The 25,294-nt window shown below is 59.3% G+C and carries 25 protein-coding genes and 1 pseudogene; 15 read left to right on the top strand and 11 right to left on the bottom strand.

Translation table 11 applies throughout. From position 1 onward, the window contains the following. The 4 genes from ACUTJJ_RS13005 to ACUTJJ_RS13020 all read left to right on the top strand — a co-directional run. Nucleotides 1-291 (top strand): helix-hairpin-helix domain-containing protein (locus ACUTJJ_RS13005; protein ID WP_445542432.1); only part of this gene is annotated, 291 nt, incomplete at its 5' end. A 104-nt stretch (nucleotides 292-395) separates the two neighbouring features. Beyond that, a complete protein-coding gene (gene pgsA, locus ACUTJJ_RS13010) occupies nucleotides 396-983 on the top strand; it encodes a CDP-diacylglycerol--glycerol-3-phosphate 3-phosphatidyltransferase (RefSeq protein WP_063951399.1) in 588 nt (195 codons plus the stop codon). Then, complete coding sequence (moaD, locus tag ACUTJJ_RS13015) at nucleotides 983-1,237, top strand: molybdopterin converting factor subunit 1 (protein ID WP_445542433.1); 255 nt, start codon at nucleotides 983-985, stop codon at nucleotides 1,235-1,237. The genes pgsA and moaD overlap by 1 nt, the downstream gene beginning before the upstream one ends. 4 nt (nucleotides 1,238-1,241) lie before the next feature. Beyond that, nucleotides 1,242-1,697: a molybdenum cofactor biosynthesis protein MoaE gene (locus ACUTJJ_RS13020; protein WP_445542434.1), complete on the top strand. Its 456-nt coding sequence runs from the start codon at nucleotides 1,242-1,244 to the stop codon at nucleotides 1,695-1,697. Nucleotides 1,698-1,706: 9 nt separating this feature from the next. Here the strand turns inward: ACUTJJ_RS13020 and ACUTJJ_RS13025 are convergent, their stop codons facing one another. Further along, entirely contained in the window at nucleotides 1,707-2,603 is an 897-nt protein-coding gene (locus ACUTJJ_RS13025; protein WP_445542435.1) for a branched-chain amino acid ABC transporter permease, read from the bottom strand. Nucleotides 2,604-2,665: 62 nt separating this feature from the next. Here ACUTJJ_RS13025 and ACUTJJ_RS13030 point away from each other — a divergent pair, with 62 nt between their 5' ends. Together ACUTJJ_RS13030 and ACUTJJ_RS13035 are read left to right on the top strand one after the other, a co-directional pair. Continuing rightward, on the top strand, nucleotides 2,666-3,214 hold the full coding sequence (locus tag ACUTJJ_RS13030; RefSeq protein ID WP_445542436.1) for a CGNR zinc finger domain-containing protein: 549 nt from the start codon (nucleotides 2,666-2,668) through the stop codon (nucleotides 3,212-3,214). Next, nucleotides 3,211-3,720 carry a hypothetical protein gene (locus ACUTJJ_RS13035; RefSeq protein ID WP_445542437.1) on the top strand — a complete coding sequence of 170 codons (510 nt, stop codon included), beginning with the start codon at nucleotides 3,211-3,213 and terminating at the stop codon, nucleotides 3,718-3,720. The genes ACUTJJ_RS13030 and ACUTJJ_RS13035 overlap by 4 nt, the downstream gene beginning before the upstream one ends. A 122-nt stretch (nucleotides 3,721-3,842) precedes the next feature. Here ACUTJJ_RS13035 and ndk read toward each other — a convergent pair whose 3' ends face one another. Further along, complete coding sequence (ndk, locus tag ACUTJJ_RS13040; RefSeq protein ID WP_003496769.1) at nucleotides 3,843-4,265, bottom strand: nucleoside-diphosphate kinase; 423 nt, start codon at nucleotides 4,263-4,265, stop codon at nucleotides 3,843-3,845. Between the two features lie 103 nt (nucleotides 4,266-4,368). Continuing rightward, nucleotides 4,369-5,064 (bottom strand): glutathione S-transferase family protein, encoded by a 696-nt coding sequence (locus tag ACUTJJ_RS13045; RefSeq protein ID WP_063951088.1) that lies wholly within the window; start codon nucleotides 5,062-5,064, stop codon nucleotides 4,369-4,371. Between the two features lie 258 nt (nucleotides 5,065-5,322). Between ACUTJJ_RS13045 and ACUTJJ_RS13050 the strand changes: the two genes are divergently transcribed. After that, nucleotides 5,323-6,366: a GGDEF domain-containing protein gene (locus tag ACUTJJ_RS13050; protein WP_209088929.1), complete on the top strand. Its 1,044-nt coding sequence runs from the start codon at nucleotides 5,323-5,325 to the stop codon at nucleotides 6,364-6,366. A 69-nt stretch (nucleotides 6,367-6,435) separates the two neighbouring features. Next, complete coding sequence (locus tag ACUTJJ_RS13055; protein WP_296071060.1) at nucleotides 6,436-8,319, top strand: ABC-F family ATP-binding cassette domain-containing protein; 1,884 nt, start codon at nucleotides 6,436-6,438, stop codon at nucleotides 8,317-8,319. Nucleotides 8,320-8,590: 271 nt separating this feature from the next. Here the strand turns inward: ACUTJJ_RS13055 and ACUTJJ_RS13060 are convergent. From ACUTJJ_RS13060 to ACUTJJ_RS13070, 3 genes and pseudogenes are all read right to left on the bottom strand, one after another. Continuing rightward, a pseudogene (locus tag ACUTJJ_RS13060) lies at nucleotides 8,591-8,847 on the bottom strand (heme-binding protein); the annotation flags it as partial. Between the two features lie 11 nt (nucleotides 8,848-8,858). Continuing rightward, entirely contained in the window at nucleotides 8,859-10,799 is a 1,941-nt protein-coding gene (locus ACUTJJ_RS13065; RefSeq protein WP_445542438.1) for an EAL domain-containing protein, read from the bottom strand. 52 nt (nucleotides 10,800-10,851) lie between these two features. After that, a complete protein-coding gene (locus ACUTJJ_RS13070) occupies nucleotides 10,852-12,117 on the bottom strand; it encodes a diguanylate cyclase (RefSeq protein ID WP_445542439.1) in 1,266 nt (421 codons plus the stop codon). A 298-nt stretch (nucleotides 12,118-12,415) separates the two neighbouring features. Between ACUTJJ_RS13070 and ACUTJJ_RS13075 the strand changes: the two genes are divergently transcribed. Continuing rightward, nucleotides 12,416-13,342 (top strand): Gfo/Idh/MocA family protein, encoded by a 927-nt coding sequence (locus ACUTJJ_RS13075; RefSeq protein ID WP_445542440.1) that lies wholly within the window; start codon nucleotides 12,416-12,418, stop codon nucleotides 13,340-13,342. A 31-nt stretch (nucleotides 13,343-13,373) separates the two neighbouring features. Here ACUTJJ_RS13075 and ACUTJJ_RS13080 read toward each other — a convergent pair whose 3' ends face one another. The 3 genes from ACUTJJ_RS13080 to ACUTJJ_RS13090 all read right to left on the bottom strand — a co-directional run bounded on the left by ACUTJJ_RS13080 (nucleotide 13,374) and on the right by ACUTJJ_RS13090 (nucleotide 16,567). Then, nucleotides 13,374-14,402, bottom strand: coding sequence for a sensor domain-containing diguanylate cyclase (locus ACUTJJ_RS13080; protein ID WP_063951125.1), 1,029 nt, complete (start codon nucleotides 14,400-14,402; stop codon nucleotides 13,374-13,376). Nucleotides 14,403-14,598: 196 nt separating this feature from the next. Next, nucleotides 14,599-15,048 carry a DNA polymerase III subunit chi gene (locus ACUTJJ_RS13085; protein ID WP_445542441.1) on the bottom strand — a complete coding sequence of 150 codons (450 nt, stop codon included), beginning with the start codon at nucleotides 15,046-15,048 and terminating at the stop codon, nucleotides 14,599-14,601. Nucleotides 15,049-15,073: 25 nt separating this feature from the next. Continuing rightward, on the bottom strand, nucleotides 15,074-16,567 hold the full coding sequence (locus tag ACUTJJ_RS13090) for a leucyl aminopeptidase (RefSeq protein WP_445542442.1): 1,494 nt from the start codon (nucleotides 16,565-16,567) through the stop codon (nucleotides 15,074-15,076). 298 nt (nucleotides 16,568-16,865) lie between these two features. On the opposite strand from ACUTJJ_RS13090, the gene ACUTJJ_RS13095 reads away from it, so the two are divergent. From ACUTJJ_RS13095 to rsmA, 6 genes are all read left to right on the top strand, one after another. Further along, nucleotides 16,866-18,035: an LptF/LptG family permease gene (locus ACUTJJ_RS13095; RefSeq protein ID WP_063951083.1), complete on the top strand. Its 1,170-nt coding sequence runs from the start codon at nucleotides 16,866-16,868 to the stop codon at nucleotides 18,033-18,035. Beyond that, nucleotides 18,032-19,120 (top strand): LPS export ABC transporter permease LptG, encoded by a 1,089-nt coding sequence (gene lptG, locus ACUTJJ_RS13100; RefSeq protein WP_445542443.1) that lies wholly within the window; start codon nucleotides 18,032-18,034, stop codon nucleotides 19,118-19,120. The genes ACUTJJ_RS13095 and lptG overlap by 4 nt, the downstream gene beginning before the upstream one ends. Continuing rightward, on the top strand, nucleotides 19,120-21,501 hold the full coding sequence (locus tag ACUTJJ_RS13105) for an LPS-assembly protein LptD (RefSeq protein ID WP_063951081.1): 2,382 nt from the start codon (nucleotides 19,120-19,122) through the stop codon (nucleotides 21,499-21,501). Before lptG ends, ACUTJJ_RS13105 begins: the two co-directional genes overlap by 1 nt. A 292-nt stretch (nucleotides 21,502-21,793) precedes the next feature. After that, the gene (locus ACUTJJ_RS13110; RefSeq protein ID WP_063951080.1) at nucleotides 21,794-22,741 is read left to right on the top strand and encodes a SurA N-terminal domain-containing protein; all 948 of its coding nucleotides are present in this window, start codon (nucleotides 21,794-21,796) and stop codon (nucleotides 22,739-22,741) included. A 26-nt stretch (nucleotides 22,742-22,767) separates the two neighbouring features. Next, nucleotides 22,768-23,790, top strand: a complete 1,023-nt coding sequence (gene pdxA, locus ACUTJJ_RS13115) for a 4-hydroxythreonine-4-phosphate dehydrogenase PdxA (protein WP_445542444.1) — start codon at nucleotides 22,768-22,770, stop codon at nucleotides 23,788-23,790. Further along, nucleotides 23,790-24,620, top strand: coding sequence for a 16S rRNA (adenine(1518)-N(6)/adenine(1519)-N(6))-dimethyltransferase RsmA (gene rsmA, locus ACUTJJ_RS13120; protein ID WP_445542445.1), 831 nt, complete (start codon nucleotides 23,790-23,792; stop codon nucleotides 24,618-24,620). The genes pdxA and rsmA overlap by 1 nt, the downstream gene beginning before the upstream one ends. Before the next feature lie 14 nt (nucleotides 24,621-24,634). Here the strand turns inward: rsmA and vapC are convergent, their stop codons facing one another. After that, nucleotides 24,635-25,033, bottom strand: coding sequence for a type II toxin-antitoxin system tRNA(fMet)-specific endonuclease VapC (gene vapC, locus ACUTJJ_RS13125; protein WP_209088947.1), 399 nt, complete (start codon nucleotides 25,031-25,033; stop codon nucleotides 24,635-24,637). Beyond that, nucleotides 25,033-25,266, bottom strand: coding sequence for a type II toxin-antitoxin system VapB family antitoxin (gene vapB / locus ACUTJJ_RS13130; RefSeq protein WP_209088950.1), 234 nt, complete (start codon nucleotides 25,264-25,266; stop codon nucleotides 25,033-25,035). Before vapB ends, vapC begins: the two co-directional genes overlap by 1 nt. Nucleotides 25,267-25,294 lie beyond the last annotated feature (28 nt).

Below are 25,294 nucleotides of genomic sequence, written 5' to 3' on the forward strand. Positions count from 1 at the left end.
TCGCTGCCACCGCGTGACCCCGTGCTTTATTTCATCCAGCGTATGCGTGACGAGGCCCATCGCTTCGCCATCGGCTCGCACCGGGCGCGGCGCAAGAAGGAAATGGTGCGCAACCCGCTGGATGAGATTTCGGGAATCGGTCCGGGACGGAAGCGCTCCCTGCTGCAGCATTTCGGCACGGCAAAGGCGGTATCCCGCGCCGGCCTTAACGACCTGATGGCTGTCACCGGCATTTCCGAGACGGTGGCGCGGCAAATCTACAATCACTTCCACGAGAGCGGCAGCGATTGACGCAGAACGGCGGGGCAGACCTGCTAAAAAAACATAAACACGTGTTGACGCTATGCCCTAGCGGCGGCATCAAGGCAGCTGATCTCAGACTGACAGGTTTCCCCATGGCTTCGCGCGCATACAGCATTCCCAACCTCCTGACCTACGGCCGGATTCTCGCCGTTCCGGTCATCGTCCTTTGCTTTTATGTCGAAGGAAAACTGGAGAGCTCGGATTTTGCCCGCTGGACGGCGCTGTGGCTGTTCATCATCGCCTCGCTTACCGATTTTCTCGATGGCTATCTGGCGCGTATCTGGAACCAGACATCGAATATCGGCCGCATGCTGGACCCGATCGCCGACAAGCTGCTGGTCGCTTCCGTGCTGCTTCTGATGGCGGCGGATGGCACGATTGCCGGCTGGTCGTTGTGGGCTGCGATTACCATTCTCTGCCGTGAAATTCTCGTCTCTGGCCTGCGCGAATATCTGGCGGCGCTGAAGGTCAGCGTACCCGTCACCCGCATCGCCAAGTGGAAGACGACCATTCAGATGGTCGCCATCGCCTTTCTGCTCGCAGGCCCCGCCGGCGACAAGGTGCTGCCCTACACGACGGAAATGGGCATCACCCTGCTCTGGCTCGCCGCGGCCCTTACCATGTATACCGGCTATGATTACTTCAAGGCCGGCCTGAAACACATCGTGGACGAAGACTAATGACACGGATCGTTTATTTCGCCTGGGTTCGCGAGAAGATCGGCACCGATGAAGAGGAGCTGGACATTCCCTCTTACGTCACCACCGCTGGAGAGCTGATCGCCTGGCTCGCGTCGCGTGGCGAAAATTATGAGACCGCTTTCGAGTTTCCGAACGTGATCCGCGTTGCGGTCAATCAGGAACATGTCGAGCACGACGAAAGCATCGTCGGCGCGCGCGAGATCGGCATTTTTCCGCCCATGACAGGGGGATGAGGGAATGCAGCCGACAGTCCGCGTCCAGACAGATGATTTCGACGCTGCGGTGGAAACCCGCCTGATAACCGAGCGTGACAGAAGCATCGGCGCGGTCGTCGCCTTCACCGGGCTCTGCCGCGACGATGGCGGCACGCTCGCGGCGCTGGAACTCGAACATTACCCGGGCATGGCGGAAGCGGAAATCACCCGCATCGCAATCCTTGCCATGGAGCGTTTCGATCTTCTCGGCCTCACCGCCATCCATCGCCACGGTAAGATCGCGACGGGTGAAAACATCGTTCTCGTCATTGCCGCCTCATCGCATCGACAGGCCGCGTTCGACGGCGCGAATTTCGTGATGGACTATCTCAAAACATCCGCCCCGTTCTGGAAAAAGGAACATGGCAAGGATGGGATGGCGGGCGACTGGGTTGCCGCGAAGGTTGCAGACGATACGGCCAAGGACAGGTGGCGATAACGGCCAGCCTCAGGGCGCTTCGACCCTGCTGCGCATGACGATCAGCCAGCCGACCAGCAAGGCCAGAACCGCCGCATCCCGCCAGGCGGCAGGCCCGTAACCGACCCAGAATGTCTCGGCAAAGCCGACTGCGGCTGCCCCCAGGCCGCAGATGAGCGGGCTCGCATATCCGCCCGCTGCCGAAATCAGCACGACTTTCAGACCGAAGACGAGGCCCGCTCCGAAATCCATGGTGCCGTAATAAAAGGTCGCGAGCACACCGGCTGTGGCCGCAACGAGGCCCGCCGCGCAGTAGGACAGCAGAAAAACCCTGCCGGCATTCACCCCGAGGAGCGATGCGGCAAAGCTATCGTCCGATATCGCCCTCCATCGTCTGCCAAAGGCGGAGCGGTTGAGGTAAAGCGAGCCTGCGAGAATGAGCAGGCAGAAGACCGCCGTATTCAGCATCTGAATCGGTGTCAGGGTGACGGCAAAGCCGCCCTCGCTCCAAAAACGCACGGGCTGCGACAAGAAAGGCGGCAGCCACAACTGTTTTGTATCGGCGGCAAGTCTAGCACTTTCCGTGAGCGCGATCAGCACGCCGACGGAGGCGACAGTTACCGTGTTGGGAGAGGCCTTCGCCAGCGGTCGCATAACCGCCCGGCCAATGAAGCCCGCCGCCCACAAGCCCCCCAAAAGACCTGCCCCCGCCCCCAGCGCCAAGGTTGCCGGCAGAACCAGCCACAACCGGTTCCAGCCGAAGTCGGCAAACAGCAGGCAAGTCTGCCCGGCGAAGGCGAAGATGGCGCCATAGGTGACGTCGGCGCGTTTGGTGACGGAAAAGGCAATGGCGTAACCGAAGGCCAAAACCGCATACAGGGATGCGATCGGCACGGCATTCAGCAATTGTTGCAGGAAATAAGCCAAGCCCGTCCTCCCCAATGGCGATTATAACTGTTAAAATCTGTTTTGGTAGTTATAATATGGTCATGACATTCAGTTGGACGGAACATCGTTTTGCAGGGGGAGCACTGGCGCTCGATGTCGCCAACAGCGTCATCCTACGTGCGGACCCGGCAAGGAGGCTCGACCGCTTTGCTGAGCCGGAGCAGATCGCTGCCTTTGCCGAAGCGGCCATGCGGCTTGGCGGGGAGCGTGACAGGTTTCCCACCCTCGTCTCACCAGGGGCGACCGAGCGACCGCTTTTTCTGGAGTTGCGCGAAGCGATCGACGATCATTTCCGGTCGTCTGTCGCCGGCGGGGCCGATGACGGTAAGCTGGCCCGGTTTTTCTCCGCCAGCGCCTTGGCACTGAGAGTATTCCCGACCCAGGAGAGTCTTGCCAACGCTACCGTCCATTCCTCCCTGTCGCTGCTTTCCGGCGATGTCAGGGAGAGGCTCCGCATCTGCGCCAATTGCGGCTGGCTGTTTCTAGACCGCAGCAGGAACAGAAGCCGGATCTGGTGTGACATGGCGGTGTGCGGCAACCGGCAGAAGGCCAGCCGGCATTATCATCGCAGGAAAGAGGCGCAGCCATGAAAATTGCCCTGCCCCTGCTGGCGATCGTCGCCTTGCTGTCCCTTACGGGTTGCCAACGCGACGAACCTCGCGAGGTGGCGAAGCTTTCCGGGCGCATGTTCGTCTTCAACTACCGCGTGGCTGTCGCCACCTATCTGGTAACGCTGCAGCGCATCGCCCCGATCCGCGATGGCAGCACGGTTGAAGCGGCTTTCGAGAACCCGCGTGGCGGTCCGGACCTCATCATAAACGATAAGATTTTTCCGACAGACGACAGGATCACCGTTCAGAGCCCGCCGGTCGAATGTGTTAAGCAGGATCGGCCCTACAAGGTCTCCATCCGCATCAAGGCACCGGAAGGTGACATTCTCCAGACGATCCAGACCACCATCCGCTCCGATACGGACCAGTCGGCTCTACCGGCGAAGCCGCTGGTGGTCGGCCCGCTCTATACGCCCAATCCGGAGGTGTTCAAGTCAGATGGCTCTACGGATATGCGACCGGTTCAGGGGTGCCCGGCGTCGTAGAGAGCGGCGTGACCTTCCCGCCTCTCAAAAAAAACGGAGCCTTTCGGCCCCGTTTCCTTGAGTCTTTTCAGCAGCTTCACCCAATCGCCTGAGAGGGCGATTCAAGCTGTTGAGGTTTTGAATCAGCCGACGATTTCGGTTTCGGCGAACCAGTAGGCGATTTCCTGTGCGGCGGTTTCCGGCGCGTCGGAGCCGTGAACGGAGTTTTCGCCGATGGAGAGCGCGAAGGTCTTGCGGATGGTGCCTTCAGCGGCCTGGGCCGGGTTGGTGGCGCCCATGATTTCGCGGTTCTTGAGGATGGCGTTTTCGCCTTCCAGAACCTGAACGATGGTCGGGCCGGAGGTCATGCCTTCAACGAGTTCGCCGAAGAAGGGGCGTTCCTTGTGAACGGCGTAGAAGCCTTCGGCTTCGCGCTTGCTCATCCAGACGCGCTTGGAGGCGACGACGCGCAGGCCGTTGTCTTCAAATACCTTGGTGATCGCGCCCGTCAGGTTACGCTTGGTTGCGTCCGGCTTGATCATCGAAAATGTGCGTTCAATCGCCATGTGTCCGTTTCCTTTTCCTTCAGAGAAAGTGGGCGGTCTTTACCCGCCCAAAGGCCCGAAAACAAGGGGGATCAACGAGATTGCGGCGATGACGCCAGACATTTCACGCCGCTGTCACACTGCGACCCCTCGCATCATACAGGTCGAGACAGCCTTCGAACCAGTCCCTCACCGGGTCATTCTCGGCGAACAGATCGGCGCCGGTGGTGATCCTCGCCCATTGCAGCGCCCCGAAGACGATGTAATCGGCAAAGAGCGGCGACGTGCCACCGATGAAGGGCTGGAAGCTCAGCATCCGCCGGATCGGCGCCAGCAAACCGGGAAAGGCGGCAATTTCCGCCTCGCGGTTTGCCACCACATCTTCGAGCGGACGGCCGAGCGCCTTGGTGCGGCTATCCCGGAAATAATGACGGTCAGGCTCATCCAGCATATTGTGGATATCGAGGACCGCAATACGGGTGATGGCTGGGTGCAGCACCGTCTGCGACCAGCTTTCGACGAACCGGGCCATCGCCTTGCCGCCTTCTCCGTCAAATAGCGAGGGCCGTTCCGGATAGGCTTCATCGAGGTAGAGGGCGATCTCGAAGCTGTCGCTCACCAGCTGATCACCGTCCCGAAGGATCGGCACCGTTTTGGAAAACCCGTCCTCGACAGTCGGAATGACCGTGAAGGGCAAAGGACGCTCCTCGAAATCCAGCCCCTTGTGCGCCAGCGAAAGCACCGTTTTCCAGCAGTGGGGCGAGAACGGGCGCGATGCATCGCTTCCGCACAGGGAATAAAGCGTTCTGGACGTGGTCATGGGCAACCCTTTTCATCAATCTCGATGCGCCGATATTAAGGACCGCGGCAGCGCGAAATCAAATCAGGATTTGTCATACGATTGATCAAGACACGTTTTGCTCAAGCTTCCGCGCCGAAGCGTGAAAAATGCATGACGCCAGATCGAAAGTTCTTCTCGGATTCAGTCAATTTTAAACCGTCGCTTGTAGGCTTCGTGCCATTCAACAATCGGTTATTACCGGCCATTTATAATAATCAAGTGGTATTGAGGCAGTCAGTGACGTCATCGGCGGGCGATAAGAAACGCGAGCAGACAAGAAGCGCACTTGTCGTTACAAAGATCACGCAGTTCATCACCAAGATGAACATCGCGCCTTTGCCGCGTAACTACGAGCTGATCTATGAGATCTTGTCGGGACACAACCCTTCGATGGGCCGGGACGTTCTTGCGCTCGGAAATGCACCGCAACAGCATGAAATCGACCTGATTGGCCAGCGGCACAATCTGCCTGGCTTTTCAAGGATCGAGGCCGAACAGATGGCGAGCGAGGCGCTCGATACGCTGACACAAATCTCCGCGCGACTGGATGCCAGCCTGAAGCGAACGGAGACATTCATGCATGGCATCAGTGACCAGGGCGGCAAGCAGCCGGTGCCGGAACGTGTCGCGGAATTGCTCGGCGATATTCACGAGGAGCAGACGAGCCTTCGGCATTTCATTGCCATGGGCCTCGTGAAAATCCGCGACGTCGAAAGGCATCGGGCCGAGTTGCAGACGGCCTCCCTGCGCGATGCGCTGACAGCGCTGCCGAACCGGGCCGCTTTTCTTGAAAAGCTTCGCGGCCTGTTTGCGGAAGACAAGGCTGCCTCCGCCACCTCACTGGTGCTGCTGGATATCGATCATTTCCGTGAAATCAACGGCAAATATGGCCCGGCCGCCGGCAACAAGGCACTGAGACGCCTCGCCGCGCTGTTCCGCAAGACCATCAAGAAGGACGATTTCGTTGCCCGCATCGGCGGTGACGAGTTCGCCTTTCTGTTTGCCGGCGTCCCGCAGAACACGGCCGAGGCCATTGCGGAGCGACTGCGGCAGAGCGTGGAGGACTTACGCTTCGTCACGAGCGGCGGGGATGGCGAGCATCTGACGGTTTCGATCGGCGTGGCCGCCGTGGACGGCACGACGACGCCGGCCGAATTTTACGGCCATGCGGAACTGGCGCTGCTTTCGGCGCGCAGCAGCACACGAAATTGCGTCGTCGGCTACTCCCGCGACGTCGCGCAGCACAGCCGCCGCAGCTATCTCGAACAACTCGGCGATTGATCGCGTTATCTCGCGCGATGTGGCGCCGGCGCTCTTGCCTTGGCCGGTCAGTTCGGCCAAAACGGCGCCATGATTACGATTACCGATCTTTCCGCTCGCATTGCCGGGCGTCTGCTTCTGGACCACGCCAGCGTGACGCTTCCCGCCGGTGTGAAGGCGGGCCTTGTCGGCCGCAACGGGGCCGGCAAATCCACCCTGTTCCGGGTGATTACCGGCGACTTTTCGGCGGAAAGCGGTTCGGTGACGATCCCCAAACAGGCGCGTATCGGCCAGGTGGCGCAGGAAGCACCGGGAACGGAGGAATCGCTGATTTCCATCGTGCTTTCTGCCGACAAGGAACGCAGCAGATTGCTGGCCGAAGCGGAAACCGCGACCGATCCGCACCGTATCGCGGAAATTCAGATGCGGCTTGTCGACATCGATGCCCATTCGGCAGAAGCGCGCGCCTCCAGTATCCTTGCCGGCCTCGGTTTCGACCATGAGGCGCAGCTTCGCCCGGCTTCCTCCTTTTCCGGCGGCTGGCGCATGCGCGTGGCGCTCGCCTCGGTGCTGTTTGCCGAACCCGACCTTTTGCTGCTTGACGAACCGACCAACTATCTCGATCTCGAAGGCACGCTCTGGCTGGAAGATTACATCAGGCGCTATCCGCACACCGTCATCATCATCAGCCATGACCGCGATCTCCTCAACAACGCGGTCAATTCGATCGTGCATCTGGACCAGAAGAAGCTGACCTTCTATCGCGGCGGCTACGACCAGTTCGAGCGGCAGAAGGCCGAGGCCGACGAATTGCAGATGAAAGCGAAGGCGAAAAACGACGCCGCGCGTAAACACCTGCAAAGCTTCATCGACCGTTTTCGCGCCAAGGCCACCAAGGCCCGGCAGGCGCAGAGCCGCATCAAGGCGCTGGAGCGCATGGGCACGGTAGCCGCCGTGATCGAAGACCATGTTCAGCCGATCACCTTTCCCGAACCCGAAAAGCAGCCCGCCTCTCCCATTGTCGCCATCAATGGCGGCGCTGTCGGTTACGAGCCCGGCAAGTCCATTCTGAAGCAGCTCAATCTCAGGATCGATAATGACGACCGCATCGCGCTGCTTGGCTCCAACGGCAATGGTAAATCCACCTTCGCAAAATTCATTTCCGGCCGGCTCGCCCCGCAGGCGGGCGACCTTCGCGTTGCGCCCGGCCTGAAGATCGGTTTCTTCGCGCAGCATCAGCTGGACGATCTCGTGCCAGATGAAACGCCGGTGGAGCATGTGCGCAAGCTGATGCCGCTGGCGCCGGAAGCGCAGGTGCGCGCCCGTGTCGCCCAGATGGGCCTTGCGACGGAAAAAATGGCGACGGCGGCAAAGGACTTGTCCGGTGGCGAAAAAGCTCGCCTGCTGATGGGGCTTGCGGCCTTCCATGCGCCGAACCTGCTGATCCTTGACGAACCGACCAACCACCTCGACATCGACAGCCGCCGCGCGCTGATCGAGGCACTGAATGACTATAGCGGCGCCGTCATCCTCATCTCGCACGACCGCCACCTGATCGAGGCGACGGTGGACCGGCTGTGGCTGGTCGCCGATGGTACGGTCAAAACTTTCGAAGGCGACATGGAGGAATATCGCGATCTCGTGGTTTCCTCCGGCAGGAAAAAGGAAGACAAGACAGAGGCTGCTGCCGATCAGGCATCGAAGGCAGATCAACGCAAGGCCAGTGCCGAAAAGCGCGCCCAGCTTGCCCCGCTGAAGAAAAAGATCAACGAAATCGAATCCCTGACGGCAAAGCTTGAGAAACTGATTCAGTCTCTCGACAAGGAGTTGGCGGACCCTGCCCTTTACGAAAAGGCGCCTGCGAAGGCCGCGCAGAAAGTGAAGGAACGCGGGGAAGCCGCTGCCAAGCTTTCCGATGCGGAGGAGCAATGGCTGCTGCTTTCCAGCGAATATGAGGAAGCCATGGCGGGCTGACGCTGGGCTTCGAGCTTCGAGCCGGACCGCACTTGGCCCGGTTGCAGCATTCCGACGGTGAAGTCGTACGCAGATTTTTACGTCCGTCATGGCTGGTTTAGTCCGGCACCCAGACAGCATAAATCCTTTGGCTGGAGGAATTTTTCCGCCACGCAGGCGAGCACCGCCTGAATTCCGGCTCAGGGCCGGAAGAAAGGGCGGCAGGCTTTCGCGCTGCCGGTCGCCGTAAGACTTCTCCCGCCACCGATGGCCGATCCCCACCACAAAGGTTTCAGATGGCTCGCGCGGCCAGCGGCCCTGCTGGAAGCCGCCGCGCCATCGACGTGGCTGACCCCGCGCCGTTGGCGCTCAGACCTTTTTGGGCGCTTCGGTGTCGATGGCGCCCGATGGTGCACCGCCGATGCCGATGCCGCCAACGAGGACCGCACCGATCTTGACAGGTAGACCGCCAGTCTGGACGACGAGCCGGTCATCCATGGTCAGCAGGCCCTCATTGGCCGGCTTGTACACAACGAACATGGCCATTTCGGAGCACGGTGCTAGGCGACTTGGCTGAGCGGCTTCAACCGGTCAAACGGAACGGCGTGAGAATAAAGATAGCCCTGACCGAAGCGAATACCCATCTGCATCAAGAGCTTGCTCTGCTCCTCCGTTTCGATGCCTTCGGTCACCAGCTTCGCGCCATAGCGTTCGGCACTTTCGAAGGCGAGCGCAATCGCCTCCCTGAACCGCGCCTGGTCCATGCGCGAGGTCATCCAGTGGTCGATCTTGACCTCTTCGAAGGGAAACCGTGCAAGGAGCGTGAGCGCCGCATAACCCGTGCCGAAATCATCCAGTGCCAGCCGTACCCCCGCGGCCACCAGCGTGTCGAAATTGCGCTGCACGACGTCGTTGGTCGGTATCTTGCTCATCTCCGTCACTTCGATCGACAGGCGGTGCGTCGGCACCGCCATGCGGTTCAACAGCGTCACGACACGATCCGCGAAACGATCCGAGGCAAAGGATGAAGCGGAAATGTTCACCGACAGGTGAAAATCCTCGTCGAGCCCGCGCAGATTGCAGAGGTCTCGAACCACGGCTTCGACCGTCGCCCACTCAAAATCCGCAAGCAGCCTGTGCCGCTGCGCGATCTCCAGAACGTAATAGGGCGAAAGCGCCTGCCCTCGACCGTCGGCGGCACGTAACAGCGCTTCCGCGCCAATCATGCGGCGATTACACATTTCAAATTTCGGCTGGTAGAGAATCGGTGGCCTTCCGCTTTCGATCCAGTCGACCAACATCCGCCGCACATCCTCGTCCCGCGTCGCTTTTTCAGCCAGCGAAAAAGGAAATATCTGAATGGGATGATCGCTGCCTGCCAGAGCAAGACTCAAGTGGCGGAGGAAGGAGGCGACGTTGCGCTGGGAGAGCACATCGAGATTGGCCCCACCGATCTTGAGATGCGGAACCGGACCCGCCGCCGCAGCACGGGAATACGCACTCAGCCCGTCGTGCAGGCGCATTATCAGCCGCGCGTTTTCCGATTTCTCCAGCGAAACGCCCTGCATGACGATCGCGAGCGTCATATCCCCGAACATGAAACAGGCGGGCATATCGGCACTGGAAAGCAGACCATCGTTGCCGCCGCAGATTTCCTGCGCCAGCCGCGGCCAGAAGTGATCGCCCCAATCCTCCCCTTCGTAGGCGGCGACATCGGCGATGTTGACGATTTCGATCAGGACGAGAGCATGCGGAACCGCCGGCGCTTGCAGCATGATGGTTTCAATATGGTCTTTCAGGGCGCGCCGGTTGGGCAGGCCTGTCAGAGGATCGGTTCGCGCCGCCGCCTCCCGCTTTTTCTGCTCTTCCCTTGCCCCCGCCTCGCTCCGCAGCAGGATGAAGAGGCATGCAATCATCGGCAGGCCGACCGCCACGGCCCCTAGCGTGCGACGGCCGACCGCACTGAAGAACAGCGCCTGATCCACGAGCCCGAGAAGATAAGAAAGGTAGATGGCAAACAGGACGCAGACGAATCGCGCCGCAAAAACCGTGACGACATCGCCTGCTTTCAGATCCGTCAGGCGTCGGCGGCGCATCCAGCCGTACATCAGAATTCCGCAAGTCGAGACGACAGCCATATCCTGCAGGGCGGAGAAAAACAGAACCGGGCCGCCGATGATGAGGCGGCCGGCCGCAACCAGTACCAGTGTGATCAACCCGCCCTGCCAGGAGCCCAAAACGCCGGCGAGGAACAGCAGGTCCGAGCGGATGTACGGTTTGGAGGGCAGCTTGATGAATTCGGAGACCAGGAGGGTCAGCAGAAAACCGGCGACGCCAAAAACAATGCCGTAATAAATTTTATAACGCGGGTCTTCGAGAGCGATGTTTCGGCGCAGCAGGATCAGCATCGAAATCATGCCAACGACGGCGGCCGCCTGAAGCAGGAGAAACGGCAATTCCGCAACGGACGCCGCGGCCTGAGCAACAATCGTTTCCATCATCTGCACTTCCTCCTTGATTGTCCCCGCCACCGCGTTCCATCGCGAGACCTTGTCAAATGCCGCTCCGCCCAACGTCAAATTCCGTCCCCACATCTCTGCCATTCGATGACGAGTCACGGGGCTCTATGCAGCCCAGTTCCGGCGGCCCGGCCATCGCGGCTTTCCGCCCGGGGTCAAGCACCAGGCGGTCCCGGCCTCGACGTTTTGCCTCGTAGAGCGCCATATCTGCCCGCCTGAGCGTCTCGTCGATGTCCTCCGTGCTGCTTTCGGAGACCGCAACACCGAGGCTGACGGTGACGACATTGCGGCCGTCGGGGCGGCTCGGATGGGCAATGGCCTCATCAATGACGGCCAGTCTCAGTCTTTCGGCGACCCTGATTGCAGCTGCGACGACGCAATCGTCGAGAAGAACCACGAATTCCTCACCGCCGTAGCGGGCGATGAAACGTCTGTCGCCGTCTTCTTTGCGCAGCGTGCCGCGCAGCCTTCCGGCGACCCTGCGCAAACAGTCGTCTCCTGCCACGTGCCCCTCCGAATCGTTGTAATTCTTGAAATAATCGACATCGAGAAGGATGAGTGCGCGCGGCCTGTCGCTGCCCGAGATTTCACGCACGGCGTCGTCGAAGCTGCGCCGGTTGCGGATGCCGGTCAGCTGGTCGGTATTGGAGATCCGCTGAAGTTCGTGGTTTGCGGTTTGAATCTGCTGCAGCAATGTCTTTTCACGCAGGGACGCCAGATAATCCCTTCGCTCCACCTTCTCGATGCGATAGGCCGCAAACAGCGAGACGGCGCTGATACCGATGGAGCACATGATTGCCGGAACCTTGGCCACTTCACTCGTGACCGTGACATAGTCCATGCCAATGATGAAAACCGTCATGCAGCCAACGGTGCCAAGCAAAGCCACTGGAAAGGGCTGCCGGTGTATCGTGTTCATGTAGAGGACGACGGTGACGATGCCCATGTAATATTCGCTCGCCGACGAGGTCCGGGCGTTGGCGTAGATGAACATGATGGATCCGACAACGACCATGCAGCCGATGGCATGAAGAACCTCATGCACCACCGCATCCGGTCGCGCCTGAAGCGCATAATGCCGAATGGGGAAATAAAGGAACAGCACCGGCGTGATGACCACCAGACGGACGATCAAATCAAGCCAGATGATCTCGGGCACGAGTGTCATGTCGACGAAAATGTACAGATCATAGAGAACGGCACCGAAAATCAGCCCCCATGTATTGAACTGATGGCTGCTTTCGTTGACTTTCTGAGCAAAGCCCGGCGAACGGTCATCTCTAAACAAACCGGAAATCACCTGCCCTCCACGATATTCTATTATATTCTAAAATAACGTCGCAACTTCTAATATTCTCTGGGTTTTATCTTGGAATCTGACTTAAGAATTCAACTTATAACTTCAATATTTTTATTTTCTACTTTATTTTTCCAATATCGAATTCGTACAGTAATCCAACACACCAGATTTGTTATCAGGTTACGGACTGAAAAAGATTGCGCTGGTGAGACGACCGCCTTGCTCCTTTAATCGTTTCTGCTAGAAATCGGTAAAAAGTCACACTTTATCCCAGACAGCATTGCAACAGGTTCATTCCATGTCAGCCACAAAGCTTGCCATCGTCGGCGTCGGCAAAATCGTTCGCGACCAGCACCTTCCGGCCATTTCCGGCAATCCCGATTTCGAATTGATTTGCACCGCAAGCCGCCACGGCACAGTCGAGGGGGTTGCTTCCTTCGGCACGATCGAAGCGATGCTCGAGGCTGTGCCTGATATCGAAGCCGTGTCCCTGTGCATGCCGCCGCAATATCGCTATGAGGCCGCTCATGCCGCTCTGAATGCCGGCAAGCACGTCTTCCTCGAAAAGCCGCCGGGCGCCACCTTATCGGAAGTACAGGACCTCGTTCGGCTTGCCGATACCAAGGGCCTGTCGCTATTTGCCAGCTGGCACTCGCGCTATGCGCCGGCAGTCGAGGCCGCAAAGGTGTTTCTGGGGTCTACGAAGATCAATAGCGTTCACGTCATCTGGAAAGAAGATGTTCGCCACTGGCACCCGAACCAGGAATGGATCTGGCAGGCAGGCGGTCTCGGCGTGTTCGACCCCGGCATCAATGCGCTTTCCATCATCACGCACATCCTGCCGCATGCGCTGTTCCTCACCAAGGCAACGCTCGAATTCCCGGAGAACCGCGACGCCCCGATCGCAGCTGACCTGCACTTCTCCGACGTCCTGAAAACCCCCGTCCATGCCGAGTTCGACTGGCGCCAGACCGGCAAGCAGAGCTGGGATATCGTCGCGGAAACCGCAGCCGGGCAGATGGTGTTGTCTGAAGGCGGCGCGAAGCTCTCGATCGACGGGGAAGAAAAGCTGTCGCAGCCGGAGAGGGAATATCCCGCCCTTTACGAGCGCTTCTCGGAAATCATCAAGGCGGGCCGCTCCGACGTCGATCTTGCGCCGTTGACCCATGTGGCCGACGCTTTCCTGCTCGGCCGTCACAAATTTGTGGATTCTTTCTACGACTGAGAAAAGAAAACGTCTCTCGAAACGCCAGGCATCACAGGGCGCGGCTGACGAAGCGGTCGCGCCCTGATTTTTTGGCCTGATACAGCGCTTCGTCGACACTGCGCAGAAGCGTGGCGCGGTCCGTGCCTGCCTGCGGGGCCAGCGCACCGCCGATGCTGAGACGCGCGCTGACCTCTTGCCCGTCGATATCGAAAGGATTGCGGAAAGCGGCCAGCAGCCGCTCTGCCACTCCATTCAACATCGCGGCGCTGCTCGGTGGGGGTATGAAAATCGCGAATTCATCACCGCCCATTCGCACCACGATATCTTCGTCCCGGATCACGTCACGGATGCGCGCCGCGGCCTCCGTCAGCACACGATCACCCGCCGGGTGGCCCAGCGTGTCGTTGATGGTCTTGAAACCATCGAGATCAAGATAGAGGACGCCGAAGGCCTGGTTTGCAAGCAGGGCGAGGCCCAGCTGGCTGTCGACAACCGCATCCAGAGCCTTGCGATTATAAAATCCCGTCAGCGGATCGGTCATCGCCGCGTCACGCAGCTCCCGTTCAGCGAGGCTCATCGTGAAATTGGCTTTCTGGAGCCGCAGAAGCGCAGCGGCCAGCAGGGCAAAGCCTCTCAGACTATCGATCTCCGCCTGCGAAAATTCCCGCGTCTCGGTATCGACCAGGCAAAAGGAGCCGACCACAAGACCCGGCTCCAGCTCGATCGGCGCACCGGCATAGGAACGCAGTTCAGGGCCGCCCTTCACATAGGGCATGAAACGAAAATCCGGATGCTTCGTCAGGTCAGCGATAACCACCACATCTTTCCTGCTGACGACGCGGGTGCAGATCGACAGGTCGCGCGGGCATTCCGACAGCTCCATTCCCGCCTGTTCGGCAATATGAAGCCAGTCCTCGTCAACAATATGGATCGCCGCCCGGGACACCCCGAAGATCCCCTGCCCCAATTGCGACAGCACCTTCAATTCCGGCATTTCGGCATTCTTGAAAGGCATGATCGACCGCACAGCAACCAGACGCTCCATTTCGCCGTCTGGCCGTGAAATTGCCTGTCCCATACTTCGTGTCCTCTGCTGTTTATCCGCCGAACCTGCCTTGAGCAGAATCAACAGATCCGCATCCGAAATGACCGTCTGCTTGCGGGTTTCCCAGCGGGGCATAATGCAAAAACCGCCGGTCGGCGCCACGTGCGAATTGTTGCCGGTCTATTTGCGTATAAAACCAATAACTACAATTCCGCAACCTGCCATTCGATCACGCTTTTTTCTGCCAGCGACCTTCCGGCGACTGCTGCCAGTAGGTCAATGCGTGTCCATCCGCTTTCAGCCTCTTCCAGTGATTTCGCGCCATTTCCAGCTGGTAGGCGTCGTAGCCGTCAAACATGAAGACGACGCGCTCATAGGCCTCCACCGCAGGCGGCTCCGCACCATCGACGAGAAAGCGGACGCCCGCTGCATTGGCGTTTTCGTCTGATGCCGTCAGGAGAATCGGCTGGCTCTCCGGTCCGGGGGCCGTATCGGTGGCGTGCGGCAGGAAGCTGTCGTCCCGAAAGGTCCACAGATGCGTGTCTAGAAAATCCCGCCGCTCCTCATCCACAGTCTGGACCGCGACCTTCCAGCCGCGCTCCAGCGATTTCTCGAGCAAAGGCGGCAGCGCGTCCTCCAGCTTCGATTCCGTCAGGTGATAGAACAGAATTTCCGTCATGCGTCGGCGTGCCGCTCCGCTCGTTTCAATCTTCGTAATGGGCGCGAACGAGTTCGTTCAAAAGACGTACACCGTAACCCGAGCCCCACGACTGGTTGATCTCGGTCAGCGGTGAGCCCATGGCCGTGCCGGCGATGTCGAGGTGCGCCCATGGCGTGTCGCCCACGAAGCGCTTGAGGAACTGCGCGGCCGTGACGGAGCCCGCCAGGCGGCCCGAGCTGTTCTTCATGTCGGCGAATTTGGAATCGATGATCTTGTCGTAATCCTTGTGGAGCGGCATGCGCCACAGTTTTTCCGCCGTTACCTCGCCTGCCTGCGCGAGCCGGCTGGCCAATTCGTCATCATTGGAGAACAGGCCGGCCTGCAGGTTGCCGAGCGCCACGGTGATGGCGCCCGTGAGCGTCGCGAGATTGATCATGAATTTCGGGTTGAAACGCTCCTTGGTGTACCAGAGCGCGTCTGCCAGAACCAGCCGACCCTCCGCATCCGTATTGATGATCTCGATGGTCTGGCCGGACATGGAGGCGACGATATCGCCGGGGCGCTGGGCGTTGCCGTCGGGCATGTTCTCGACCAGGCCGATGACGCCGATCACGTTTGCCTTGGCCTTGCGGGCAGCCAGCGTGTGCATCAGTCCGGTAACGGCCGCAGCACCACCCATGTCGCCCTTCATATCTTCCATATTGAGGCCGGGCTTCAGCGAAATCCCACCGGTGTCGAAAACGACGCCCTTGCCGACGAAGGCGATGGGCTCATCCTTCTTGGAGCCGCCGTTCCACTGCATCACTGCCAGCCGCGGCGGACGGGCAGACCCCTGCGCCACGCCAAGAAGCGCGTTCATGCCAAGCTTTTTCAGTTCCTTTTCCCCGAGGACTTCAACCTCGACTCCAAGCTTGCGCAGCTCTTCAGCCTTCTCGGCAAATTCGACAGGTCCGAGAACGTTCGGCGGCAGATTGACGAGATCGCGCGCGAGAATAACGCCTCCGGCGACAGCTTCCGACGCGGCGAAGGCCTTCTCGGCCTCCTTATGAGCGGCGGTGACGATGATGACGTCGACCTTTTTCGGTGCCTTCTCGTCGTCCGACTTCTTCTTGGTCTTGTAGGTATCGAAGCTATAGGCGCGCAGCATCAGGCCAAGCGCGAAATCGCCAGCCGCCTGTCCGCCAACCTCGACGCCCGGCGCATCCAGATAGATGACGACCTTCTCCGCCTTCTTGAAATGGGCAGCCGCAGTGCCGCCAGCGCGCAGCCAGTCGTGCGCAACCAGCTTTGCCGGTTTGCCAAGACCGATGACAAGCAGACGGTCGGCGCTCGAGCCCTGCGGCGCGATAATATCGAGCGTCGTCATGGCCTTTGCGGAAAAACCGGCAATCTTCGCTGCCCTTTCGATCACGCTGCCCGGGTCAGCCTGCGAAGCACCGGCAACGGCCTGCCCCTCACCCGAGGCCTGCAACGCGATGGCCAATGCATTTTCCAGTGAGGCGGCGTTGGCGAAAGAAATATCGAATTTGGCGGACATGGTTTTCTGCTCTTCCTGGTCAATTTTTAAGGTGCGCCGATCATGGCCTTTTCGGCCGGGCGCGCAACCCTTGCATTCTTTAAAGCCCCACAGTCGTTAAAGGAAAGGCATTTTTGTGGAATGGGAATTCACGTCATGAAACCGACAGCTTGTTCCACAAAAAGACACAGGCGAAGGAAAAATAATCGCGCAAGACATATTTGTGAGCCTGCCGGAATAGCCAATTGCAAACGATGCGATTAGATAAGCGGAAACTCGGCGAGCGATCGCGCGAAAAAACAATGTCGAACAGGGCCGAATGAAGCTTCTCGAGAACTATATCCTGCGGCGGACAACGCAGATGTTTCTGGTCGCGCTGTTGCCGGTGCTGGCCATCATCTGGACCATCCAGGTTCTCCAGAGAATCAATCTCGTGACCGATACGGGTCAGTCGATGGGCTCCTTCATGGCGCTCGCGACGATGATCCTGCCCACGCTCATTCCCGTGGTGCTTCCTTTTGCGCTGGTCATCGGCATTACCCAGATCTTCACGACGATGAATAATGATTCCGAGCTGGCGATCATCGATGCGGCCGGTGCGCCGCGCTCGGTGATGTATCGCCCCGTTCTCATTCTCGCCGCCGTACTGAGCGCACTGTCCTTCACCATCACCAATTTCATCGAGCCGCCAGCCCGCAATTCGGCCCGCCAGATGGTCGCAGCCGCTTATGCCGACCTCCTTTCCTCGGTGATCGAGGAGAAGACCTTCCGGACCATTCAGGACGGCCTCTACGTGCAGATTGCGCAGCGGCAGGGTCGTATTCTCAAGGGCCTGTTCGTCGCTGACCGCCGCGATCCGAATTTCGATCTCATCTATTATGCCAAGGAAGGCATGATCGATGAAAGCGGCACGTCGCTGACAATGCGCGACGGCGAAGTGCAGCAAAAGACGCCCGACGGCAAGGTATCGATCGTCAAGTTCCTGTCCTATGCGTTCGATCTGTCCACCATGTCGGAAAAGCAGGATTCGGAGCCGTCACTGTCCCCTGGCGATGCCAGCCTCGGCTTCCTGCTGTCGCCAGACGAGAATAATGCCAGCTACAAGCGGTCGCCGGAAACCTTCCGAAGCGAATTGCACAAACGCCTGTCGGACTGGATGTTCGCCTTTTCCTTCGCGCTGATTTCCCTCGTCATCGCCGCCGATGCCCGCTCGCACCGCGAGGCGCGCATGCATCCGATGGTCGCGGCCCTGGTGACGGCCTTCGTGCTGCGCTGGCTCGGGTTTTACGTTACCAATCAGGTGAAGCAGAGCGTGGCGTTTATTCCATTGGTTTATGCCGTCCCCGGCCTTAGCGGTGCTGCGGCTGCCTTCGTGCTGATCACCGGCCGCAAACCGAAAATGCCGAAGGTGGTAACCGACGTGACGGGTCGTCTGCGCCGCCTCTTCTCCAGCCGTCTGGCGCGCAATTCGGGGAGCGGCAACGCATGATCTTCAATACGCTCGCCAGGTATTTCCTGAAACGATATCTCGTGACCGCCACCTGGTTCGTGATTGGCGTGTCCTCAATTATCTACCTTGCCGATTTTAGCGAGACCGCACGTCGCATGTCCGGCCTGCCCGGGTACTCCGTTCCCGCCGCCCTCGGCCTGACTGCGCTTCGGCTGCCCTTGATCCTGCAGCAGACGATACCCTTCATTGCGCTTTTCGTCGGCATGACGACGCTCATCTCGCTCAACCGGCGTTACGAACTGGTGGTGACGCGCGCCGCTGGCATTTCCGCCTGGCAATTCATCCTGCCCTTCGTGCTTGGCGCCATATTCATCGGCATTCTCTCGGTGCTGGTTCTCAACCCGATCGCCGCCTGGGGCCAGAACAAGTCGCTGGCAATGGAAGCCGGGCTGCGCAACGAGCAGGGCGGCGGGCGGCAACAGCAGATCATTCCCTGGATGCGTCAGTCGAGCGGCGGCAAGGATACGATCATCGGCGCCAAGAGCTTCGAGGACAACGGAACGCTGCTTCTCGACGTGGTTCTCATCGACCTCGACAAGGACGGCAACATCGTCTCGCGGAAGGATGCGAAGTCCGCTAAATTAGAAGATGGTTACTGGCTTCTTAACGGCGTTTCGGAAACCCGCGCGGGACATGTGCCAGTTCGGCAAGACAGCATGCAGATCAGTACCAATCTGAGACAGGAATTCGTCCAGGAGCGCATGACGCAGACGGAAACCGTTGCTTTCTTTGATCTTTCTCACAAGATCGAAGTCGCAAAGTCCTTTGGACTATCTTCAAAGGCGCTTGAGACGCAGTATCATTTCCTGCTATCGACGCCCCTGCTTCTGGTTGCGATGACCTTGATCGCCGCGACCGTTTCATTAAAGTTCAGCCGCTTCGCCCAGTCGCGCTCCGTGATTCTGGGTGGAATCGTTTCCGGCTTCGTGCTTTATGTAGTAACCGTGCTCGTAAGGGCATTCGGGAGTGGTGGCGTTGTCCCTCCCACCGTCGCGGTCTGGGTTCCAGTCGTCGTGGCGTTGGCATTGGGGGCAACTATTCTGCTTCATCAGGAGGACGGCTAGTGGCGGTAATTGACCGCGGGAATATCAGGCGGCTTTGGACGGCCCTTCTGACAGGTGCCGCTGTGTGCGCGTATTTGGCATCCAGCCCGGTCGCTTTCGGCCAGGATGGACTGCTCGCGTCGGCAAGCCAAGACGATTCGAAACTCCTGCTTACAGCAAATGAACTGACCTATAATCGTGATTCCCAGCGCGTCATCGCGAAGGGCGTCGTTCAGATGAAATATTCGGGCTACCGCATGGTTGCCCAGCAGGTCGAGTATAACCAGCAGACAGGCCGCGTGATTGCCCATGGCAACATCGAGCTGGTCGAGCCGGGCGGCAACAAGATCTATGCCGACGAGATGGACGTGACCGACGACTTCGGTCAGGGCTTCGTCAATGCGTTGCGCGTCGAGACCACGGACAACACCCGCATTGCCGGTGAGAGCGCCGAGCGTCTCGAAGGCGATGTCATGGTGCTGAACAATGGCGTCTACACCGCCTGTCTGCCCTGCGCGCAGCGCCCCGAAAAGGCGCCGCTGTGGCAGGTGAAGGCCGAACGCGTCATTCAGGATGGCAAGACCCACACGGTGCGGCTGGAAAAGGCCCGCCTGCAGCTCTTCGGCCATTCGATCGCCTATGTGCCGTTCCTGACCGTTCCGGACAACACGGTGAAGCGGAAGTCCGGTTTCCTGTTTCCGCAGATGAGCATGACGAACAAGCTCGGCTTCGGTTTCGGCGTGCCCTATTTCCAGGTTCTCTCCGACACCTCCGACGTGACGATCACGCCGACCTACTATACCAAGCAGGGACTGCTGCTGCAGGCCGAGCTGCGCCAGCGCTTTGAGACCGGCATGCACACGCTGACGATTGCCGGCATCAGCCAGCAGTCTTCGGAAACCTTCATCGCCGGCACCAGCGACGCGCTGAACGATCAGCGTGGCATGGTTGCGAGCAAGGCCGACTTCAGCATCAATCCGCGCTGGGCCTTCGGCTGGGACGCGATGGTCCAGTCCGATAACAACTTCTCGCGGACATACAGCCTGAAGGGCTACAAGAACGACGTCCAGACCAACCAGATTTATCTGAGTGGAACCAGCGAGCGTAACAGTTTCGACGCACGCGGTTACTATTTCAACGTTCAGGACACCGATAATTCCGAGTTGAAGGAGCGCAAGCAGGCGATCGTTCACCCGGCCGTCGATTATCGTTACTTCCTGCCGGATCCGGTCTATGGCGGCGAACTGTCGCTGACGACCAACTTCACGAGCATCAGCCGGTCGACGCAGGATTCCTACGCGATGGGCGGCTACCCGCGCTTCAACGGCCTTGAAGGTTCCTACACGCGCTGGACCACTGAAGCAGAGTGGAAGCGCACCATCACCATGGATAGCGGCCTGCAGATCACGCCGATCTTTGCGGCGCGCGGCGACGCGCTGTGGACTGACATGACGGCGGCAAGCTTTACCTCTGGTGGCACCTCCTACGCCTATGAAGGCACGATCCATGATGATGCGGCGTTGCGCGGCATGGTCACCGGTGGTCTCGAAGTGCGTTATCCCTGGCTGTTCACGGCGCTCAACAGCAGCCACGTGATCGAGCCGATCGCGCAGATTTTCGTGCGCCCGAACGAACAATATGCCGGCCGTCTTCCGAACGAAGATTCGCAGGCCTTCGTGTTTGACGCTACCAACCTGTTTGAACGCGACAAGTTCTCCGGTTTCGACCGGATCGAAGGCGGCACGCGTGCCAATCTCGGCTTCCGTTACAACGGCACGTTCAACAATGGTTACGGTGTTCGCGCCATTGCCGGCCAATCCTTCCATCTGGCGGGCGAAAATTCCTTCGCTTCCTACGATCTGTTGAATGTCGGCGCCGATTCCGGCCTCGAATCCGATCGTTCGGATTACGTCGCCATGGCCGCTTTCGACGCACCGATCGGGCTGTCGCTGTCCTCAAGCCTGCGGCTCGACAAGGACAACTTCGAAATCAACCGGTCGGAAACGGGCATCAGCTATTCGGATCGCCGTATCAACGGCAGGCTGAGCTATACGCAGGTCAAGGCACAGCCAAAATACGGCTATAACGAAGACCGCGATATCATTCAGGCATCCGGCTCCCTGCGGATGGACGACAACTGGTCTCTGTTCGGCGCCATCAACTATGATATCAACGGCAAATTTGCCGCTGAGCGCCGGATCGGCATTGCCTATCAGGATGAGTGCACGATCCTGACCGTCAGCTATTCAGACGAAGGCAACATCAATTCCAGCCGACAGGCCGCCAATGACTGGTCGATCAATGCCCGTCTGGCCTTCCGCACGCTGGGCGACATCAGTGTCGGCTCGGCCAACGAGGACTGGAATGAGATGGATATTGGCTGGAAGCCGAACAATTACTGAAATTGACGGCGGGTCAGGCAGTATCGTGACCCGCCGTTTTCATTTTACCAGTAAAGTCACGGTTTCGCCGCAACAGCAGGCCATTGTCCGCCAAATTTGAAACCTTCAAGGTTTTTCTTTCAACGAACCAAGACATTGCCGTGGTGCGGATCGCGGTGATATATACGTCGCGAATTCGCGGTGCGGGTGCACAGGTGCAACTCTGAAATGCCGGGATGCTGCGGCTCCCGCTTCGGACGGAACAGACTGGCGGAAGAGGGCAAGGACCCTCTCCGACAAAAGGGAGAAACAGATGATGAATTTCGGAAAGTCGGCTTTGCGTGGCGCTGCGTTTGCCTTTGCGATTTTCGCCGTTCCCATGGCCATTGTGCCCTCTGCCGGCCAGGCCTTCGCCGACAGCACCGTCAAGATCGTCGTCAACAAGACCCCCATCACCAATGATGACATTGCAAGGCGCGTCGCCTTCCTGAAGTTGCAGCGCCAGTCCGGCAATCTCAACGAAAAAGCGCGCGATCAACTCGTTGACGAAGCGCTGAAGCGCGAAGAAATCGCCCGCGTCAAAATGTCTGTCAGCACGCAGGATGTCGATGCCGCCTTCGCGCGATTTGCCGCCAACAACAAGATGAAGCCGGACCAGCTGACCCAGATCCTGGCGAAGGCCGGTGTGGGCGCCGACCACTTCAAGTCTTTCATCGCCGTTCAGATGAGCTGGCCGCGCCTCGTGAATGCCCGATATGGCGCACGCGGCAAGATGTCGAACCAGGATCTGGTGACCCGCCTGAAGGAACGCGGCGAAAAGCCCGTCACGACGGAATACTTCCTGCAGCAGGTTATCTTTGTCATCCCGGAAGCCAAACGCAACGCCATTACCGGCAAACGTAAGGCCGAAGCTGAAGCATCGCGTAAGCGCTATCCCGGTTGTGACCAGGCGATAAGCTTTGCCGCAACGATGCGCGATGTCGCCATCAAGGACCTGGGCCGCATCCTTGCTCCGGAACTTCCGGAAGAATGGAAGGCGCTGGTCGAGAAGGCCAAGGAAGGCGGCACCACCGGCACGCGCGTGACCGAAAAAGGCGTCGAATATCTCGCTATCTGCAAGCAGCGTCAGGTCTCCGACGATTATGCGGCTGAAATGGTCTTCAAGGCCGAAGACCTGATGAAGGCCAAGGACGGCGAAAACCCGAACGAAAAGAAATATATGGATGAGCTGCGCAAGAAGGCGCAGATCGTCAATACCTGATATTGATACGAAAGCCGGGTCTTTCCGTGACACATGCATCCCTGCCGCTTGCCCTGACACAGGGCGATCCAGCCGGTATCGGTCCCGATATCGCCATTACCGCCTGGGCAAGACGGCAGCAGAACGGCGTGCCCCCCTTCGTCTTCATCGGTGATCCCGATGTGGTGGCAAGCCGCGCGGCGCTCATCGGCATCGAGATCAATATCGAGACCTGCGATGCGGACAATGCCGTCGAGGTGTTTGAGCGCGCCTTCCCTGTTCTTCCCCTTCCGGTGGGCTTCGAGGTACAGGCAGGGCAGCCGCATGTCGGCGCAGCCCATGCGACGATCAAGGCCATCGAAACCGCCGTCTCGCTGACCATTGAAGGCAGGACAGCCGCCGTCGTCACCAATCCGATTGCGAAATCCGTGCTTTACGAGGCAGGCTTCGGATTTCCCGGCCATACGGAGTTTCTGGCCGATCTGGCCCTGCGCCAGACGGGGAAAGCGGTGACGCCGGTCATGATGATCGCGGGGCCCAAGGTTCGCGTCGTGCCTGTCACAATCCATATCCCACTCAAGGATGTGCCGACAGCGCTGACGGAGGAACTGATCCTAACCACCTGCCGCATTATCGATACCGACCTTCGCGAAAAATTCGGGATCGCCGCGCCACGTCTGGCCGTCGCCGGTCTTAATCCGCATGCGGGCGAAGATGGCGCCCTCGGCACCGAGGACCGCGATATCGTCCACCCCGCGACCATCAGGCTGCGAAAGGACGGCATCGACGCCTTCGGCCCCCTGCCCGCCGACACCATGTTCCACGACGCCGCCCGCAAGCGTTATGACGTGGCGGTCTGCATGTATCACGATCAGGCGCTCATCCCCGCCAAGGCGCTCGGCTTTGACGATTCGGTCAATGTCACGCTCGGCCTGCCGTTCATTCGCACCTCGCCGGACCATGGCACTGCCTTCGGCATTGCCGGACAGGGGATTGCGAGCGAGGCGAGCCTCGTTGCGGCACTGAAGATGGCCGGAGAAATCGCTTCCCGCAGCCGGGTCGGCGCATAATGGCGGCCATCGACGGACTGCCGCCGCTGCGCGATGTCATTCAGCGCCATGGCCTCGACGCGAAGAAGTCACTCGGTCAGAACTTCCTGTTCGATCTCAACCTCACCCAGAAGATCGCCCGCACTGCCGGGCCACTCGACGGTGTGACAGTCATCGAGGTCGGTCCCGGCCCTGGCGGTCTGACGCGCGCCATTCTCTCACTCGGTGCAAAGAAGGTGATTGCCATTGAGCGCGATAGCCGCTGTCTGCCTGCCCTCGCCGAAATCGAAGCCCATTATCCCGGGCGTCTCGAGGTCATCGAGGGTGATGCACTGAAGACAGATTTCGAGAGCCTTGTCCCCGCGGGCGAGCCAGTGCGCATCATCGCAAACCTGCCCTATAATGTCGGCACGCAGTTGCTGGTCAACTGGTTGCTGCCGAAGCATTGGCCACCCTTCTGGCTATCCATGACGTTGATGTTCCAGAAGGAAGTGGGCCAGCGCATCGTCGCTAAAGAAGGCGACAATCACTATGGCCGCCTTGGCGTCCTCTCCGGCTGGCGCACCGTCGCCGAAATGGCCTTCGACGTCTCGCCGCAGGCCTTCAGTCCCCCACCCAAGGTCACGTCGACCGTTGTGCATCTGTTACCGAAAGAAAAGCCCCTGCCCTGCGACGTCGCCAAGCTTGAAAGGGTGACAGAGGCAGCCTTCGGCCAGCGCCGCAAAATGCTGCGCCAGAGCGTCAAGAGCCTCGGTGGCGAGGCTCTGCTGGAGAAGGCCGGAATTGATCCCACACGCCGGGCGGAAACGCTGTCGGTGGAGGAATTCGTGACGCTGGCGAATGCGCTGTAATTCAGGTCTTCGAACTAGACCCAGTTTTCAACCCGTAAACCGGGCATGCGCACGAACTCGCGCATGTTGTTGGTCACAACAATCAAGCCTTCGCTACGGGCATGACCGCCAATCTGCATATCGTGAGCGCCACAGGGGGTGCCCGCTCTGGCAAGCTCTGCCCTGATCTGACCGTAATGCGAGGCAGCTTTTTCGGCAAAAGGCAGGACCTCAAGCCGAGCACAAAAGTTCTCGACAGCGTTCAGATTATCATGCCGCCGGGCCGACTTCTCCGCACCATAATAAAGTTCGCCAAGCGTGATGCTCGAAATACATAACTCGTCCGCCAAACTGTTGAATTTGTCCCGGAGATCAGGCGGGTATGTCTTCATCACATAGATACAGATGTTCGTGTCCAACATATATCGGAGCATCAGAAGGCTTCTCGCTCTTCTGACGGCGGCTCTTCACGACTGGGCAGAAAATCCTCGGTGACACGCGGACCAGTCAGAAAAAGGTCGTCCCAACGCTTGCCATAGGGTACGATGATACGTGTCAGACCGACTTTCAGGATTTCCACCTTATGAACGTCGTCTGGAAAAGCGACGTTCTTCGGCAGCCTGACGGCCTGACTGCGATTACTTGTAAATATAGTAGACGTGGCCATGCCTCGACCCTCGTATATCCCAATGGGA

The sequence above is a fragment of the Agrobacterium sp. DKPNP3 genome (assembly GCF_052686535.1).